Annotated in this window: 11 protein-coding genes; 4 read left to right on the top strand and 7 right to left on the bottom strand. The window is 66.1% G+C overall.

The features are described from left to right. Nucleotides 1–11: 11 nt before the first annotated feature. The 3 genes from V9E98_15880 to glnA all read right to left on the bottom strand — a co-directional run bounded on the left by V9E98_15880 (nucleotide 12) and on the right by glnA (nucleotide 7,019). Complete coding sequence (locus tag V9E98_15880; GenBank protein ID MEI2718443.1) at nucleotides 12–3,029, bottom strand: LuxR C-terminal-related transcriptional regulator; 3,018 nt, start codon at nucleotides 3,027–3,029, stop codon at nucleotides 12–14. 81 nt (nucleotides 3,030–3,110) lie between these two features. Further along, a complete protein-coding gene (locus V9E98_15885; GenBank protein MEI2718444.1) occupies nucleotides 3,111–5,189 on the bottom strand; it encodes a hypothetical protein in 2,079 nt (692 codons plus the stop codon). Between the two features lie 405 nt (nucleotides 5,190–5,594). Next, a complete protein-coding gene (gene glnA, locus V9E98_15890) occupies nucleotides 5,595–7,019 on the bottom strand; it encodes a type I glutamate--ammonia ligase (GenBank protein MEI2718445.1) in 1,425 nt (474 codons plus the stop codon). Between the two features lie 532 nt (nucleotides 7,020–7,551). On the opposite strand from glnA, the gene V9E98_15895 reads away from it, so the two are divergent. Genes V9E98_15895 through V9E98_15905 form a run of 3 tightly spaced genes read left to right on the top strand, consistent with a single transcriptional unit; the run spans nucleotide 7,552 to nucleotide 9,160 of the window. Beyond that, entirely contained in the window at nucleotides 7,552–8,013 is a 462-nt protein-coding gene (locus V9E98_15895) for an RDD family protein (GenBank protein MEI2718446.1), read from the top strand. Further along, nucleotides 8,010–8,651 (top strand): hypothetical protein, encoded by a 642-nt coding sequence (locus tag V9E98_15900; protein MEI2718447.1) that lies wholly within the window; start codon nucleotides 8,010–8,012, stop codon nucleotides 8,649–8,651. Before V9E98_15895 ends, V9E98_15900 begins: the two co-directional genes overlap by 4 nt. Next, nucleotides 8,615–9,160, top strand: a complete 546-nt coding sequence (locus tag V9E98_15905) for a hypothetical protein (protein MEI2718448.1) — start codon at nucleotides 8,615–8,617, stop codon at nucleotides 9,158–9,160. Before V9E98_15900 ends, V9E98_15905 begins: the two co-directional genes overlap by 37 nt. Here the strand turns inward: V9E98_15905 and V9E98_15910 are convergent. From V9E98_15910 to V9E98_15920, 3 genes are read right to left on the bottom strand one after another with little or no spacing between them, the layout of a single operon-like run. After that, the gene (locus tag V9E98_15910; GenBank protein MEI2718449.1) at nucleotides 9,148–9,963 is read right to left on the bottom strand and encodes a hypothetical protein; all 816 of its coding nucleotides are present in this window, start codon (nucleotides 9,961–9,963) and stop codon (nucleotides 9,148–9,150) included. The genes V9E98_15905 and V9E98_15910 overlap by 13 nt on opposite strands. Next, nucleotides 9,923–12,124 (bottom strand): bifunctional [glutamine synthetase] adenylyltransferase/[glutamine synthetase]-adenylyl-L-tyrosine phosphorylase, encoded by a 2,202-nt coding sequence (locus V9E98_15915; GenBank protein ID MEI2718450.1) that lies wholly within the window; start codon nucleotides 12,122–12,124, stop codon nucleotides 9,923–9,925. Before V9E98_15915 ends, V9E98_15910 begins: the two co-directional genes overlap by 41 nt. Next, complete coding sequence (locus V9E98_15920) at nucleotides 12,121–13,461, bottom strand: glutamine synthetase family protein (GenBank protein MEI2718451.1); 1,341 nt, start codon at nucleotides 13,459–13,461, stop codon at nucleotides 12,121–12,123. Before V9E98_15920 ends, V9E98_15915 begins: the two co-directional genes overlap by 4 nt. 102 nt (nucleotides 13,462–13,563) lie before the next feature. On the opposite strand from V9E98_15920, the gene V9E98_15925 reads away from it, so the two are divergent. Beyond that, nucleotides 13,564–15,408 (top strand): NAD+ synthase, encoded by a 1,845-nt coding sequence (locus V9E98_15925; GenBank protein ID MEI2718452.1) that lies wholly within the window; start codon nucleotides 13,564–13,566, stop codon nucleotides 15,406–15,408. Here the strand turns inward: V9E98_15925 and V9E98_15930 are convergent. Continuing rightward, entirely contained in the window at nucleotides 15,370–17,100 is a 1,731-nt protein-coding gene (locus V9E98_15930; protein MEI2718453.1) for an MFS transporter, read from the bottom strand. The genes V9E98_15925 and V9E98_15930 overlap by 39 nt on opposite strands. Nucleotides 17,101–17,190: the final 90 nt, after the last annotated feature.

The following is a 17,190-nucleotide window of genomic DNA, read 5'->3' on the forward strand; positions in this document are numbered from 1 at the left end:
GACCAACGCGGTCAGAACGTGTTCTCACCCGAAGACTGTCGGGGGAACATCCGCCGACGATCGTCTGAGCCAGACTGCCGGAAGTCGGAGTCCCCGGCAGTCTGGCTCGACCAATCCCTCACAGCAGTGGCCACCTCCGCTCTCGAGCGCACCCCCAATCGGAGGAAGATCCGCCTCAGGTGAGACTCGACAGTCCTGGTGCTGATGAACAACTGCGCCGCGATCTCCCTGTTGCCTCTCCCTCGTTCCACCAGATTCGCAACCTCGATTTCACGCTTGCTGAGGGCCGCCGGACCGCCACCTAGGGCACCTGAGTCGTTTCGGTGCGGAAGCCGAATCCCTGTCACACGCAGATATCTGCGGACCTCAGACGCAAGCCCGACGGCGCCGCTGCGGTCATAGAACGCAAGCGCTCGCGTCAGCCGCTCGACTCCCTCGACTGTGAGCCCTAACGCCAACTCAGCGCGCGCAGCCGTCACTTCCGCCTTGGCGAGCTCCACGGGCAGTTCGCGATCCGCGACGGCGATGACTGCCTCGTCCGCCGCACTCAGCGCCGCCTGGGAATCGCCCTCTGCCAGCAGGACAGTGGCCATGGCCCGCTTCGCCCAACAGGTCAGCAGGGGCGGCTGGCCCTCCCCCGATTGCTGTAGAGCCCATTCCGCCCAGTGCCGGGCTCGTGCGACATCCTGTGCCGCGAGTTCCGATTGGGTGAGGAGCTCCAGGACCAGACCGAGGGTCACGGAGACGACCTGGTCGAGACCCGGGCCTCCGCAGTGATCGAGCAGAAGCAGACGCGCCCGACATGGGTTACCCAGGCTGAGCCAGACCGGCGCCACGGAAGCCGCGACGGTTGCACGGGCTGCGGCTCTGCGTGTCTTGGGGAGGATGTCCTCGGCTGACTCCGCGGCTCGTCTGGCCGCCGAAATGTCGCCGGCCACCGCACAAAGCAGAGCTCGCCGAGCCATCGCAACCGCCACCATCTCGGGGTCGCCGGTCATCCGGGCGGTGTCCTCCGCGTCGAGATTCACATCCTCGGCGCGATCAAACCTGCCCAGCGCCGACCACGCTCCCTCGCTCACGGCTCGCAGCATGCTCTGGGCCGCCGCGTTACCGCTGGCTTCCGCGGCGAGGAGTCCTGCATCGGCCAACCGCAGGGCAAGGCGGGGACGTCCGAGCCACTGCTGCACGGAACCCAGTAATCCGACAGCGTCGGCCCATCTCCTGCGCTCATCGTCCGGGAGTACGTCGAACTTCGCCTGCGCCTGCTCAGCCATTGCTGCCGTCAGAACTCCGTCACCCAATCGGGCCTCCGAAAACGCCCGAGCGGCGGTGACCGAGAACTGCATGGCTACCGTCCCGTGGGAGTCCGCGATTGACGCCGCATTCGCGCCCCACTGTCGAGCCTGCTCAACGTCGGCACGGCGGACCACATGGAGCATTGCCAGACACTCCAGCGCCATCCGCTCGACCGAAGGGGCACTGGGCAGTTGGTCCAGGATCGGCTCGATACGCGTCCGAGCCTGGTCGTCGCGGCCGAGCCAAGTCTCCGCGCGAACCACCGTGGCGATGAGAGCCGCTCTTGCGATCACGGTCTCCTGGGCGCTGCGCTCCATCCGTTCGATCATCAGCTCGCGAGCAGTATCAGCGTGTCCCGCCGCAATCAGACAATCCGCCTGCGCGACGGCCAGGAAACTACGTGCGGCCGCCTCCGGGCCGGACGACGGACAGAGCCGCAGCGCCGCACCGTACCAACGCGCAGCCGAACCAGGCGTGTAGGGGCGAGCCTCTGCAGCAGCATCCCCCAGAGTCTGCATCGCTTCAGCATCTCCGGGCACAGCGCCCCGCTCCAGATGGGGGGCGATCTGAACCGCAGATGCCCCCCGCTCCTTCAGAAGCGCCGCGGCACGGCGGTGACAGTCCATCCGCCAACCGGGCCCAGCCGCCTGATAGACGACCGTGGCCACGATGGGATGACGGAATGTGAAGGTCACGTGGTGATCCGCGACCGGCTCGACCAGCCCCACGGCACACAACTCATCGACCGACCGCCCCGCATCCTCATCCGACATGCCCGCAAGAGCCGCGCACAGGTATAGATCGAAGTGATCCGCCACTACCGCACCAGTGCGCGCCAACAGGCGAGCCTGGGGGCTTACCGCAGCCAACTGCCCGAGGATGCTGTCGATCACGGGCGCCGGCCAACGTGACTGAGAATCTTGCCCCGGTGACGAATGGCTGGGCAGCGGGTTTCGAGCGGCCTTGGCCAGTTCGGTGAGGTAGAAGGGATTGCCGCCGGAGATCTCCAGGATCTCGTTTCGCTGCTGCACCGAAATGTCGGTGAGAATCTCGACCGCCGACAGTCGATCGAGCGGCCCCAACTCAATGGTCTCCCGAAGCGTCCCGCCCACATCAGGACTGGTTGCCGTCCCTGAGCGCACAGCGAAACCGACCAGCAGTGGGACGCGTAACCCACGCCGGATCAAGTAGTTCAGGACAGCACTCGTCGCTTCGTCACTCCACTGCATGTCGTCGATGAGGAGCGCCACACCCGCGTGTTCCGCCGCCAAGGCAGCCAAGGCGTGCCTGGTCGCCCGGGCGACCAGGAGGTTGTCGGGTCTGGTGTGACGTCGATCCGCCGCTACTCGCAATCGCAGGCCCGGCAAGACCGCCGCCAGGTCCTGTATTTCGAACCGGTCGAGGTGGTCGCCCTCCGGGGCGTCCGATGTGGTTCGGACCGGGAGATCGATGAGTAGTTCGTCCAGCAGAGCGATGAGCAGGCTGAAAGCGCGGTCCTGCTCGGCCCGGGCAGCGGACGCCCGCACGACGATCATCCGCTGATTCGCCGCCTCGTCCGCCAATACGTTCAGCAACGCGCTCTTGCCGATCCCGGGAGGTCCACTGATCTCAACGAGTCGCACTGACTCAGGGCGTTCGGGGCCATTGGCCGATACGGACTGAAGCGGCAATACGGCGCGGCGCAACTGTTCCATCTCGGTTTCGCGACCGCGGAGGAACTGCGAGTTCGGCACTCCCCAACAGTGCCCGCTGAGTAGCCCGCGTGCTACCCGTCTCGTCCGGTCGGGCGCATCCAGACCGGACGTGATACCCGACTAGCTCTGCGGCACGGGAGTCACGTCTCCCAGCGGTGGCCCCTGGAAGGTCACGTTGAGTTCTGTCACCGGTGTTTGCCACTTGAAGTCGAACGGTTCCGAACTACTGAACGGGAATCCCAATTGCGCCGACTCGTAGTACCCGGCAGGCCAGCCCCCGGCCGCTCCCATCGTGACGGGGACCGGCCAGTTGTTCCCGTATGCCGTGGCGATGGGGCTGCCGGTTGCAGCGTTGACCTTGAGCCCGGGCAGGCTGACGGTCGGTGATGCGGTGCACCCGAACTGGGCGGGGACTGCCGCGGCGCCATCGGGGGTCACCATGTCCTCCAGATTGGCCGCCGTCACGGTTCCCAGGGCCACTGCCTGACTGCCGCCCGCCGAGGCCGCCTGAATCGACACGGGCTGGTTGTTGGCGTTCGGAGCGAGGTAGGGGGTGTTGATGCCGTTGGTGGCCTCGGACACCGATTCCTCGATGTAGACCGGCTGCCCATCGGCGGTGACGCCAAAGAAATTGACCAACCAGTCGGCGTTCTGCGGGAGTTGACCCGAGCCGTTGGTCGCGGTGGTGGCCAGCGTGCTCTGTTCGACTGTGGTCGGAGCGCCGTTCCCGAAAGGAGTCGTCAGGGAGGCCGTCATCTGCGACAGATCGCAGCGCAATGTGTAGTCGCCAGTCGAATCCACCGTCGCATTCATGACCGGCGCGTTGCCGTCGTTGAGCAAGCCGGAGCTGTACTGCGGATTCGTCAGGTAGCTGAGTTGGATGTCCATCTGGCCCAAAGGAGGTTCGTTGGTACCTCCGTAGTTGCAGTAGTACGGACCGACATCAACACTGGCCCCCTCACATACGGCAACGGCGTCAGGGAATCCCGGGTTGGGGCCGACGTACTGGATCAGTCCGTCCTGGAATGTGGCGGAGCCGCCCGTGTAGGTCTTCGACGAGGCGTTCGGGGAGACCATCGGAGCCGGCACGCCACCGTTCCAGTAGTACATGACGTTGGTCTGCGCACCGAGGGCTTGCTGCAGGGTTCCACCGATGAACGCACTACTGGGCACGTCGGTGAAAGCGCCCTGATTGCCGGCAGCGGGATTACCGGCCCAGGTATTCGTTGGCGGCCAGTCGGCTTGAGTCGGATCCGTCACGCCGTTCGTCCCGAAGCCGGTGACAGCCGTCGTCACTCCGAACAGCTGTGGGTATTCGGAGGTCTCATTGCAGGTATCGACCTTGAGACCTTCGAGGAAGGAGACGACGAAACGTACGCTGGCTGCGGCTACGGCTCCCACGATCCCGGCTCCGGTGTAGGTGCGTGGGTTGAAAGCTGAATCGACCGCTTGCTGCCCGGCAACGTTGCCCGAGTTGACGAGATCGGTCATCAAAGTTCCCTGCGTCCCCGGGGCGTTGAGGCCTTTCTCGGCCCCGTAGAGCCCGATCGGGGGGTCATTGGGGGTGGGAGTCTCGCGTGACTTCCCGTTCTTCCAGTTGGGGTACTGGGCGTAGGCGAACAGGACGGTGTCGCCTGCGTTGGCTGTTTCGACAGCAGCGGGGGGCGGCGCCGAGGCTGTTGCCGCGTACATGCATTGAATGACGGGTTGGAAGGTCACTTGCTGCTGGAACGGGGAGTTGTTGTTCACGTAGATGTTGTTGTAGACGGGAGTATTGGAGTTGAGCTCAGAGGCGTAACTGCCGTCAGCCACCTGCGTGCCGTGAATCAGGGAACGCCGCAGCATCTGGCGCTGCTCGATGGCTCCCGCCGTCACGCGCTGAACCTTCCGCTTGGACCACTTGCCTTTGACCAAGGGGCCCGCATTCACTTGGGTGACCTCATGGGGAGATCCACCCCTCTTAGTGTCCTTGCGGTGGCTCACGGACACCGCCACTGCGGCTCGACGACCTTGGAACCCACGATCCCGCATCTTGTCCGAGGCGCCCTTCGACAGGGGCACCTTCATGGTCATCACCCCGGGCTTCGCGACCTTGCGGCTCTGGTGGGATCGCATCAACAGCGCGCTGTCGGGCAAGACCTCCACCGATCGCGGCTTGTTCACCAACGTGTACTTCTTCTTGCCCACGGCCACGCGCATCCGTACTCGGTCCTGGCGCAGACCATTGCTTGCGCGGGTCCGCTTGGGATCGACGAACACCTTCGCTACCACGCTGAACTTGCCGTTGCCGTCTTTGGCCAGATAGGGGTACTGGACCCACTGCGGCGCGTAGCCCGCCCTGGCGACGTGATTGGCTGCTTCGACCTTGGATGCGGTCGCGGGCGTGGCGGGGCGGCGGCATCGGCCCCCACCGTGGACCCGACCGCAGCGGCGGTGGCCAGAGCAGTTGTCACAGCGATGGCACGAAGCATCGGCTCTCCCGACTATTGGTGGGCCCGAATAGCTATTGGTGGGCCCGAGTAGCGGTGGTATGGCAGCCTAACTCCTCCGGCCGACCACGGCCCCGATCTGAACGGTTTCACGCTCAGATCGGGGCCATATCTGTCAGATGTCGTAGTACATCTCGAACTCATGCGGATGCGGACGCAGCCGAATGGGATCGATCTCATTGGCCCGCTTGTAGTCGACCCACGTCTCGATGAGGTCGGGCGTGAAGACGTTTCCTTCGGTGAGGAAGTCGTGATCCTCCTCGAGAGCTGTCAAGACCCCTTCCAGCGACGAGGGCACCTGCGGGATGTCCGCGGCTTCGTCCGGGGGCAACTCGTAGAGATCCTTGTCGACGGGGGCCACGGGTTCGATCTTGTTCTTGATCCCGTCCAAACCGGCCATCAGCATCGCCGAGAACGCCAGATACGGGTTGCTCGACGGATCCGGCACGCGGAACTCGATGCGCTTGGCCTTGGCGTTCGACCCCGTGATCGGGATGCGGATGCAGGCCGATCGGTTGCGCTGTGAGTAGACCAGATTCACAGGAGCCTCGAACCCGGGCACCAGACGGTGGAACGAGTTGGTGGTCGGGTTGGTGAACGCGAGCACCGCAGGGGCATGGGCCAGGAGTCCGCCGATGTACCAACGAGCCGTGTCAGACAGTCCGGCGTAGCCGAGCTCGTCGTAGAACAGCGGATCGCCGTCCTTCCACAGCGACTGGTGGCAGTGCATGCCGGAACCGTTGTCCCCGAACAAAGGCTTGGGCATGAATGTCGCGCTCTTGCCATTGGCCCAGGCCACGTTCTTGATCACGTACTTGAACAGCATCACCTGGTCGGCTGCGTGCAGCAGGGTGTTGAACTTGTAGTTGATCTCGGCCTGGCCGGCGGTACCGACTTCGTGGTGAGCTCGCTCGACCTCGAGGCCGACATCCATGAGAGTGCGGCTCATCTGGTCGCGCAGGTCCGCGTAGTGGTCGACCGGGGGAACGGGGAAGTATCCGCCCTTGTACCGCGTCTTGTAACCGCGGTTTCCGCCCTCTTCCTCGCGACCCGAGTTCCAAGCGCCCTCGATCGAGTCGATGAAGTAGTACCCGGCGTTCTGCTTGGTCTCGAACCGAACGTCGTCGAAAACGTAGAACTCGGCCTCGGGACCGAAGTACGCCGTGTCGGCGATGCCGGTGGACCGCAGGTAGTTCTCCGCCTTGGCCGCGATCTGACGAGGGTCGCGGGAGTAGGGCTCGTCGGTGAACGGGTCGCGGATCGAGAAGTTCATGACGAGTGTCTTCTCAGCCCGGAATGGATCGACGAAGGCGGTGACGGGGTCCGGCACCAGCTTCATGTCCGACTCGTGGATGGCCTGGAAGCCGCGGATCGAGGACCCGTCGAACATCTGGCCGTCCGTGAAGAACGCATCGTCGACACTGGCCACGGGCACGTTGAAGTGCTGCATCACGCCAGGCAGATCACAGAACCGGACGTCTATGAACTTGACGTCCTCGTCCTTGACGTAGCGCAATACCTCGTCTGCGTTGTTGAACATTCACCCTCCTAGGTGTCCGGAGCGAGCCGGGCGGTCGCCGCCCAGTTTCCCCCTCCTGGTCGTTGCGACAGTAGGCGGGGGGCATTAATCACCCGTGTCCCTTGTGTTTCGCCCGTGTTACGTGCTCCAGGGTTCGCTCTCAGTCCACGACAACTGGTCTCGCCCTTGTCACGGAGTCGACGACCGGCCTCGGACCTCTGCTGCCGCGGGTGGGGTCCTCTGCTGCCGCAGGTAGGGTCCTCTGCTGCCGCGGGTAGGGTCCTCTGCTGCACGCGGGTGGGGTCCTCTGCCGACGCGGGTGGGTCCTCTGCCGATGCGGGTGGGGTCCTCTGCTGCCGCGGGTGGGGTCCTCTGCTGCCGCGGGTGGAGTCCTCTGCTGCCGCGGGTGGATAGGGCGCCGAAAGGCAGACTGGATTACCGAAGCGTTACGGAATCCGTGAGTGGCGCGAAGAGGCCGGTATCGGATCGGCCCCTTGCGCCGACTGACGCGCCCGTTCTGCGGCCACCTGAGCAGACGGGTACCGTGGGGCCCGTGGACAGGAGAGCTCTGGGGTCGTGGCTGACGACACCGGGAGAAGCACCCGAGGTCATGGGGCCGACCCAGGACTTCCGCGGCCAGAGGCTGGGCCTTCCCGAGTCCGGTCCCGGCTCGATCGCCCCCGTCAGTCGCCGGGTCATCGCACTGCTCATCGACTGGAGCGCCGCCATGATCGTGGCCCGCTTCTTCGCCGGATTCGGCACCGACGGCTACGCTTGGCTGACCCTGGCGATCTTCGCTGGGCAGACCACCATTCTGCAGTGGCTCATGGGCTCATCGTTCGGTCAACGGATCACCAAGGTGGCCGTCGTCAGGGTCGACGGCGGTCGACTCGGCATCCTGCCGCTGATGGTGCGCACCGCGTTGGTATGCCTGGTCATCCCCGCGGTCGTCTGGGACCGGGACACGCGCGGCTTGCATGACCGGGCAGTGCGTACGGTCTGCGTCCGGCGTTGACTCTGAGCCCGGCCCGACGGGCGCTACTGGTCGCGGTCACGACCAACCTGGCGGGAGTTCTTCCGCTGTTCCTCACCGGGGCGATGTCCGTGCAGATCGGCCGGGAACTGGGGTTGGACCCGTCGGGGATCGGATGGCTCCTCGCCGGCTTCGCCGTGATGTCTTTGCTGCTCAGCGCTCCGCTGGGTGCCCGCGTCGGGACGATCGGCATCTCACCGTCCATGCGGATCGCGTCCGGCCTGTCTGTCGTCTCCCTGCTCGCCTGTGCCGCCGCGCCGAATCGGCTTCTGCTGGCGGCAGCCGTCTTGGTCGGAGGTACGTCGAACGCCCTGGGGCAAACGGCATCGAATGCACTGGTCGCCGCCCGGGTGCGAGCCGCGCGCTACGGACTTGGCCTACGCGATCAAGCAGTCGGCGATCCCGCTGTCGATCCTGCTGGGTGGGTTGGCGGTGCCGGCGATCGCCCTCACAGTTGGATGGCGCCACGCCTACCTGGTCGCCGCGGCCGTCGCGCTCGCGGCACTGCTGGCGGTTCCAGAGGCATGTGGCTCCGAGCCTCGGCCGAGCGGAGCGACCGGTCTCAAGCGACGAACGGGGCTCGGTGTGGCTGCTGGGCGCCGGATTGGTCGCAGCAGTAGTCGCAGCGACCTCGATCGGAGCACACGCTGCCTCATCCGCGGTCGCGATCGGCTTCAGCGAAGGTTCAGCCGGACTCATGGTGGCGGCCGGCGGTGCCGCTGGGCTCGCCGTCCGACTGGCAGCGGGCGTGCGCGCAGACCGAGTGTCCGGCGGGGCGCTCACCGCGGCCGCTGTGCTGTGCGTCATGGGTGCCGTCGGGTGGCTGTTGATGTCGACCCTGTGGCCACTGCTCTTTGTTGTCGGGCTACTGGCCGCCAACGCCTTCGGTTGGGGATGGCCAGGACTGGTGCATCTGGCGGTCGCGCGCACGTTTCCCCGAGGCAACCGCCGCCGCCAGTGGCATCACACAGACCGGCGTGGCGCTGGGGTTGCTCATCGGACCGCCGGTTATCGGCTTGGTCGCGGTCAGCGCCGGATGGGCGTGGGCGTGGGCCCTGGCAGCCGGATCTGCCTTGGCCGGGGCCGCCTTGATCGCACTGGCTCGCAAACGACTGATCAAAGGCCGTAAAACACCCGCTCCATGACTTTGCGGGCCCGGCGCGTGGCCCGTCGGTAGTCCTGCACCACTGCCTGACTGTCGCCGCGCCGATACCCCAACAGATAACCCACAGTCCGCAGCAGAGTGGTCTCCGTCGGGACCTGGGCAGCGGGTCGGCCCGTGGCCAGCATGGTGGCGTTGCGGATGGCGGTCGCGAGCATCCAGGCCGCCCGCAGTTGCTCAGCATCGGCGGAATCGAGCAGATCGGACGCCACCGCGGCTTCGAGGGCGGGCAACGTCTGGGGGGTGCGCAGTGACTCGATCGTCGCTCCGTGCTGCATCTGGAGCAGTTGCACCGTCCACTCCACGTCGGCGAGCCCACCCGGACCCAGCTTGGTGTGCAGAGCGGGGTCAGCGCCGCGCGGCAGACGCTCCGACTCCATCCGCGCCTTCAGCCTGCGCATCTCCCGGACGTGATCCGCCGCCAGACCATGTGCGGGATAACGGATCGGGTCGATGGCGGCCAGGAACTCCTCCCCGAGTCCTGGGTCGCCCGCCACGGGCCGGGCTCGCAGCAGCGCCTGCGCCTCCCATGGCGCGGACCACTTCTCGTAGTAGGCGCGACACGATGCCAAGGATCGAGACATGGGGCCGTTGCGGCCCTCGGGACGCAGGTCGGCGTCGATGGTCAGCTCTGGATCGGGTGACGGCAGTCCCAGCAGCCGACGCAACTCATTGGCGACAGCGATCGCTTGACGCGTGGCCACGTCTTCGCCGGTTCCGGGCAGCGCGTCATGCACGAACATGACGTCGGCATCGGAGGCGTAGGACATCTCCGCTCCCCCGAATCGATCCCATTCCGACAACCAAGAGCCGCACTCCCAGCTTGTCCCCACCGGCGACTGCGGTGACGGCTGCCTGCAGTGCCGCGCTCACGGTCGCGGTCGTGACATCGGACAGGCCCCCGGCCGTGGTGACGACATCGGACTCACCCAGCACGTCCGCGACCGCGATGCGGAACAGCTCCCGGCGCCGGAACGCGCGCACCGCGCCGATCGCAGTTTCCGGGTCCTCTCGGCGCGAAACCGCCGCCAACGCCTCCGACTCCAGGGATGCGGGCGTGCGATTGCCCAGATCGGTGCCGTCGGCGAGCATGGCGACGGCCTCCGGGGCGCGCATGAGCAGGTCGCTCGCGTATCGGCTCGCCCCTAGGATCGAGGCCAGGCGCTGTGCCGCGACCGATTCGTCGCGCAGCAGTCTCATGTACCAAGGCGTCGCCCCCAGGGCATCACTGACCTGGCGGAAACCCAGCAATGCCGCGTCCGGATCGGGACCGGCAGCGAACCAGCCCAGCATGACCGGGAGCAGAGTCCGCTGGATCGCGGCTCGACGGCTGACCCCGGCCGTCAGGGCCTCGAGGTGGCGCAGAGCCGAGTCGGGGGCGGTGAATCCCAGGACCTGGAGTCGATCACGCGCAGCCGACTCGGTGAGCCGCACCTCGCCCGGCTCGAGCCGGGCCACGGCCGCGAGCAGTGGGCGGTAGAACAGCTTCTCGTGCAGCCGCCGCACCTCGCGCCGCACCTCGCGCCACTGATCGTCGAATTGCCGCTCTGGATGGGTGCGGAATCCCAGCGAACGCGCGACCCGCCGGATGTCCCTTTCGGCATCCGGTACGACCTGGATGCGCTGCAGTCGGTACAGCTGCAGGCGGTGCTCCAGGGTGCGCAGGAACCGATACGCCGACGCCAGCCCCGAGGCGTCCTTACGTCCCACGTACCCGTAAGTCGCCAGCGCCTCCAGCGCACGCATGGTGTTCGGCAGCCGCACGAGAGGATCCCCACGCCCATGAACCATCTGCAGCAACTGGACACTGAACTCCACATCTCGCAGTCCCCCCTGGCCCAACTTCAGCTGCCTTTCCGCGGACTTGGGGGTGAGCGAGTCCTCCACCCGCCGTCTCATCGCCTGCACGTCTTCGACGAAGTTCTCCCGCCCCGAGGCCTGCCAGACCAATGCCGCGGTGGCATCGGTGTAGGCGCGACCCAGATCCATGTCCCCAGCGGCGGCACGTGCCTTGAGCAGCGCCTGGAACTCCCACGTCTGCGCCCAACGCTCGTAGTAACCCAGGTGGCTGTCGAGGGTTCGCACCAGCGCCCCCGATTTCCCCTCCGGACGTAGTCCCGGGTCCACCTCCCACAGCGGTCCCTCGGGCGTGCTGGCGCTACACACCTTCATCAGCTCGGATGCCAACGCCGTACCAACGCGAGTCGCCGTGACGTCGTCGGCGCCGGCGGCGGGACCGACCACGAACACGACGTCTACATCGGAGACATAGTTCAGTTCCTGCGCCCCGCACTTGCCCATGGCGATCACAGCGAACCGGCAACTGTCCGCATGCGGCACCCTGCTGCGCGCCACGGCCAAGGCCGCCTCCAACGCCGCGTCGGCCAGATCGGACAACCAGCCGACCACCGCGTCATACGGCGCTCCCCCGACCAGATCCGCCCTGGCAATGCGCAACAGGATTGCCCGGTAGCGTCTCCTGATCGCAGCAGCGGGGTCGGGGCTGGTCCCACTCGCCACCGGACCTCCGGGACCGGATTCGGCTCCGACCTCGGCGAGTAGTTCACCGATCATCGCGGTCCGGTCCGGAACCGCATGCTGCCCGGCCATCTCCGACAGGTCCTCGGGGTGGCGCACGAGGTGGTCGGCCAGCGCCTCGGAGACTCCCAACACCCCGACCACACCCTGTTGCAGTTCCGGATCGTCGTTCAGTAGCTGCACCACTGCCGGCGGGTCGTCCGAGACCGCAACGATGCGCGACAGAGACAACAGAGCGAGATCCGGGTCGGCCGCGGCTCCGAGCGCCGCGAGGAGGTCGTCACCAACAGCGCCCGCCAACGGATCCGTCGCCAGATGAACGACGGCGCGGTCGGGTTCGCGGAACCCGAGTCGGGCCAGCGCTCCTGCCGTCGTGGTGCGCGGTCCGCTCACAGCAACGGCAGATAGCGATCGAGTTCGAACTGAGTGACCTGACGGCGGTAGCCGCGCCATTCCTCACGTTTGTTGCGCAGGAGGTAGTCGAACACGTGCTCGCCCAGTGTCTCCGCGACGAGTTCGCTGGCTTCCATGGCGTCGACCGCCTGACCCAGGCTGCCCGGCAGTGGCCGCATGCCCAATGCCCTGCGCTCAGACTCGGTCAAGGCCCACACGTCGTCCTCGGCGCCGGGCGGCAACTCGTAGCCCTCCTCGATTCCCTTGAGTCCGGCGGCGAGGATCACCGCGAAAGCCAGATACGGATTGCAGGCCGCGTCGAGTGTCCGTAGTTCCACGCGGGTGGAGCCGCCCTTGTGTGGTTTGTACATCGGCACACGGAGCATCGCGGAGCGGTTGTTGTGTCCCCAGCACACCCATGCGGGGGCCTCACCTCCACCCTGCAGGCGCTTGTAGGAGTTCACCCATTGGTTGGTGACAGCGCTGATCTCGACGGCGTGTTCCAGCAGTCCGGCCATGAATGCCCGGCCGACCTTCGACAGCTGATACTGGGCGCCCGGTTCGTAGAACGCGTTGGTGTCCCCCTCGAACAGGGACAGGTGAGTGTGCATCCCCGAGCCGGCATGTTCGGCGAAGGGTTTGGGCATGAACGAGGCAACCACGCCGTGCTCGAGAGCCATCTCTTTGACGACGAGCCGGAACGTCATGATGTTGTCCGCGGTGGACAAAGCGTCGGCATAACGTAGGTCGATCTCCTGCTGACCCGGCGCTCCCTCATGGTGGCTGAACTCCACCGAGATACCCATGGACTCGAGCATCGTGATCGTCGACCGGCGGAAGTCGTGGGCAACCCCGTGGGGAGCGTTGTCGAAGTAGCCGAATCGGTCGATCGGCTCCGGCGGCGGTCCTCCGGGCTCGTGGGGTTCGGTGAACAAGAAGAACTCGATCTCCGGGTGGGTGTAAAACGTGAAGCCGAGATCGGCCGCCTTGGCCAGCGTGCGCTTGAGGACGTAGCGCGGATCGGACCATGCGGGGCTGCCGTCCGGCATGAGGATGTCGCAGAAGAGTCGGGCCGTCCCGCGCGAATCCCCTCGCCACGGGAGAATCTGGAACGTCCCCGGGTCGGGGCGCACGATCATGTCAGCCTCGGACACCCGCGCGAAACCCTGGATCGCCGAACCGTCGAATCCGATGCCCTCGTCGAACGCGCCCTCCAACTCGGCAGGTGCCACAGCAACGGACTTCAACGTCCCCAGGACGTCGGTGAACCACAGCCGAATGAAGCGGATGTCCCGCTCCTCGATCGTGCGGAGTACGAACTCGGTCTGCTTGTCCATGGGGCCATCTTGCCCGACGTCTCGCTCACAGCCACGACCACCGCTCCCGTCTCTCCTCGGCAGGCGGCGCGGAGTCGTCACCGCGGGCACTAGCCTTGGCCCGTGCCCGATCTACGCATCGCCTTGGCGCAGGTGAACCCGACGGTGGGCGACATCACCGGGAACGCCCGCATCGTGCTTGAGACATGTCTGCTCGCCGCCAAATCCGGTGTCGATCTGGTCGCGTTCCCCGAGATGATGCTCACCGGATACCCCATCGAGGATCTGGCGCTGCGTTCGACAGTCATCCAGGCATCCCGGGCTGCGGCCGAACGATTGGCCGTCGACCTTGTCACCGAAGGACTTGGCGCGCTGACCGTCGTGGTGGGACTCCTGGACAGACAGGCCGATGTCGACAGCGACCTCGGGGTGCCGAGGAATGCGCCCTTGAACGCGGCGTGGGTCCTGCGCGGTGGTCAGGTGAGTGCCCGATACGCCAAGCACCATCTGCCCAACTATGGCGTGTTCGACGAGTACCGCTACTTCGTCCCGGGCACGAGCGCGACCGTGATCGACGTCGCCGGCACGAAGGTCGCGCTCGCCATCTGCGAGGACCTCTGGCAAGACGGCGGTCCCGTCACCTGGGCCCGTGAATCGGCCGCCGACGTGTTGTTGGTCATCAACGGATCGCCCTACGAACGTGCCAAGGACGATGCCCGGCTGGAACTGTGTCGGCGCCGCGCCGCGGAGTCCGGCTGCACGTTGGCCTACGTCAACATGGTGGGTGGGCAGGACGAACTCGTTTTCGACGGTGACTCCATGATCGTCAGGCCAGACGGTTCGCTGCTCGCCCGGGCACCGCAATTCCATCCCTACCTTCTCGTCGCAGACCTCTTCCCGGCGGCCCATCACGACCCGCAAGAAGACCACGACCCGCAAGAAGACCTCGACCCGCAAGAAGACCTCGACCCGCAAGAAGCCGAGGGCGACACCCCCGGCCCGCCCGCGGAGCAACCCACCGGCCCAGCGCCCGGACTACCTCACCTCACGGTGGACGAGGTCATCGGAATCGAACCGGTCATCGTCACAGGGCCGGGGACCGACCTTCTGGTCCTGTCCGCTGAGGCGGAGGTCTATGGGGCGCTGGTCGTCGGTCTGCGCGATTACGTGCGCAAGAACGGATTCGCGTCGGTCATCTTGGGCTTGTCCGGGGGCATCGACTCCGCCTTGGTAGCCGCGATCGCCTGTGATGCCGTCGGAGCGGCGAATGTGCACGGGGTGTCCTTGCCGAGCGCCTACTCGTCGGAGCATTCGCGAACCGATGCCGCAGTGACCGCCGAACGCACGGGACTGCGACTGCGCACGGTGCCCATCGCCCCCATGGTCGACGCGTTTCAGTCCTCTCTGCACCTGACCGGACTCGCTGAAGAGAATCTGCAGGCCCGGGTCCGCGGAGTGACCCTGATGGGTCTGTCCAATGCCGAAGGGCACCTGGTGTTGGCGACCGGGAACAAGACCGAGCTCTCAGTCGGGTACTCGACGATCTACGGCGACGCGGTCGGCGGTTTCGCGCCGATCAAGGACCTGCCCAAGATCGAGGTCTGGAGCCTGTCCCGGTGGCGTAACTCGGTTGCTCGTGCGACCGGCAGCCCGGAGCCGATCCCACAGTCGAGCATCGACAAACCCCCCAGCGCCGAGTTGCGTCCGGGGCAGCTGGACACGGACTCGCTGCCCGACTACCGGGTGCTCGACGACCTGCTCGACGACTACGTGGAGTTGGATCGGGGCGCGGACTACCTCATCGAAGCCGGGTTCGACGCCCACCTGGTCGAGAGAGTGCTGCACTTGACGGATGCTGCCGAGTACAAGCGGCGGCAGTACCCGCCGGGCACCAAAGTGAGCTTGAAGGCGTTCGGCCGCGACCGGCGGCTACCGATCACCAGTCGGTGGCGGGAGCGGCGTAGTTGACGACTCCAGGTGCTGTTCGCGTGCGACCTCGTCCAAGGTGACCTCAGGATCAGGCTCGTCCCAGGTGTCTGGCGGGCTGGCGTCGCGGGCTTGCGGTGGCGAGATCGCCGGGAGCCCGAAGCCCACCAGCAGCGCGGCGACGATCACCATGATCGCGCTCAGGATCATGGTGGTGTGTGAGGCAGTCAGGAACGCGTCGAAAGCCCCTTGCCGGATCACTTCGATCTGACTCGGAGCTGCCAAACCCTGTTGGCTCGCGGCTGTGAGAATCGCGTCCGTAGCCACGATGGATTCCTCGGCCTGGGCATCAGGGAACTGCGGCGGCAGGCCCGACAACACGGGCGCGACGTTGTTGGCGTACTGGGTGCCCAAGACCGTACCGACAACCGCCACACCGAGGGCGCCTGCCACCTGGCGCACCGTGTTCTGCACGGCGGACCCTGCTCCGGCCCGGGCCAACGGCAGCACGTTCTGCATGACCGCGGTAGCGGGCGCGACGACGTTGCCCATACCGAAGCCGAAGAGGAAGAAGCCCACGAGCACCAGCCAAATGTTGCTGTCGAGCCTCAGCTGCGTCAGCCCGGCCAGGGTGATGGCGACGATGACAAGACCACCGGTCATGACGAGTCGATAGCCGAATCGCTCGACCATCTTGGCGCTGCGTGGAGCGGCGATGAGTTGTCCCACGGCGAAAGGCAGGAACGCGAGACCGGCCTGCAACGTGGAGTAGCCACGCAGGATCTGGAAGTAGAAGGGCAGCGTGAACGTGATGCCCATGAGGGCGAAGAACGCCAAGCTCACGGCCGACAGACTCACGGCGTAGCCGCGATTCCGGAAGAGCGCCACATCGAAGGACTTATGGCTGCTGTGAGCCTCGTAGACGAGGAAACCGATCAGGATCACGATGCCCGCCACGATGGGGCCGATCACCTGGACATCGATCCACGCGCCGACAGAGGATGCGTGGATGATGCCGTAGATCAAGGCAACCAAGCCGACGAAGGACAGCACGAGGCCGATGAGGTCGAGTTGCTGGGGATGGGGATTCCGACTCTCGGGAACAACCCGCAGGATTCCGATGAGGCCGACGATCACGATTGGGACGTTGATGAGGAACACCGAGCCCCAGTCGTTACCCGTCAGCCAGCTGGACCACTCGGGATGTTCGAGGAGTAGTCCGCCCAAGACCGGGCCCAGTGCCACGGCCGCTCCGACAGCTCCGGCCCAGGCGCCGATGGCGCGACCGCGTTCGTGTGGCGGGAACACCACGGTGATGATGGCCAGCGTGACGGGCATGACAGCGGCTCCGCCGACACCCATCAGACCGCGGGTCCCGATCAGCCACATCGGGGTCGGCGCGAATGCGGATGCGGCGCTCGCGAGCCCGAACACGATGAGACCGATGATCAGGATCTTCTTGCGGCCGAACCGATCGCCCAGCACACCCCAGGTGAACAGCAGCGCGGCGAACACCAAGATGTAGGAGTCGATGGCCCACACCAACTCGCTCTGCGTGGCCTGCAGATCGTCTTGAATGGTTGGCAGGGCGATATTCAGCACCGTGTTGTCGAGCACCACCACGAGCAGGCTCACCACCAACACGGCGAGAATCGCCCAGCGCCGTGGATGGCCTTCCCCGCTGGTCATCCAGTCGCCACCTGCGGCGGGTGCGGTCTCGTCGGCAGCGGCCATGTGAACCTCGGTTTCGCGTCGACCAAGGCTACGGCACGCCACCAGCCCGGTGAGATCGCGCTGGCAGGCACTGCTCGAGGAAGCCGGATC

The sequence above is a fragment of the Candidatus Nanopelagicales bacterium genome, from assembly GCA_037045355.1.
Classification (GTDB): domain Bacteria; phylum Actinomycetota; class Actinomycetes; order S36-B12.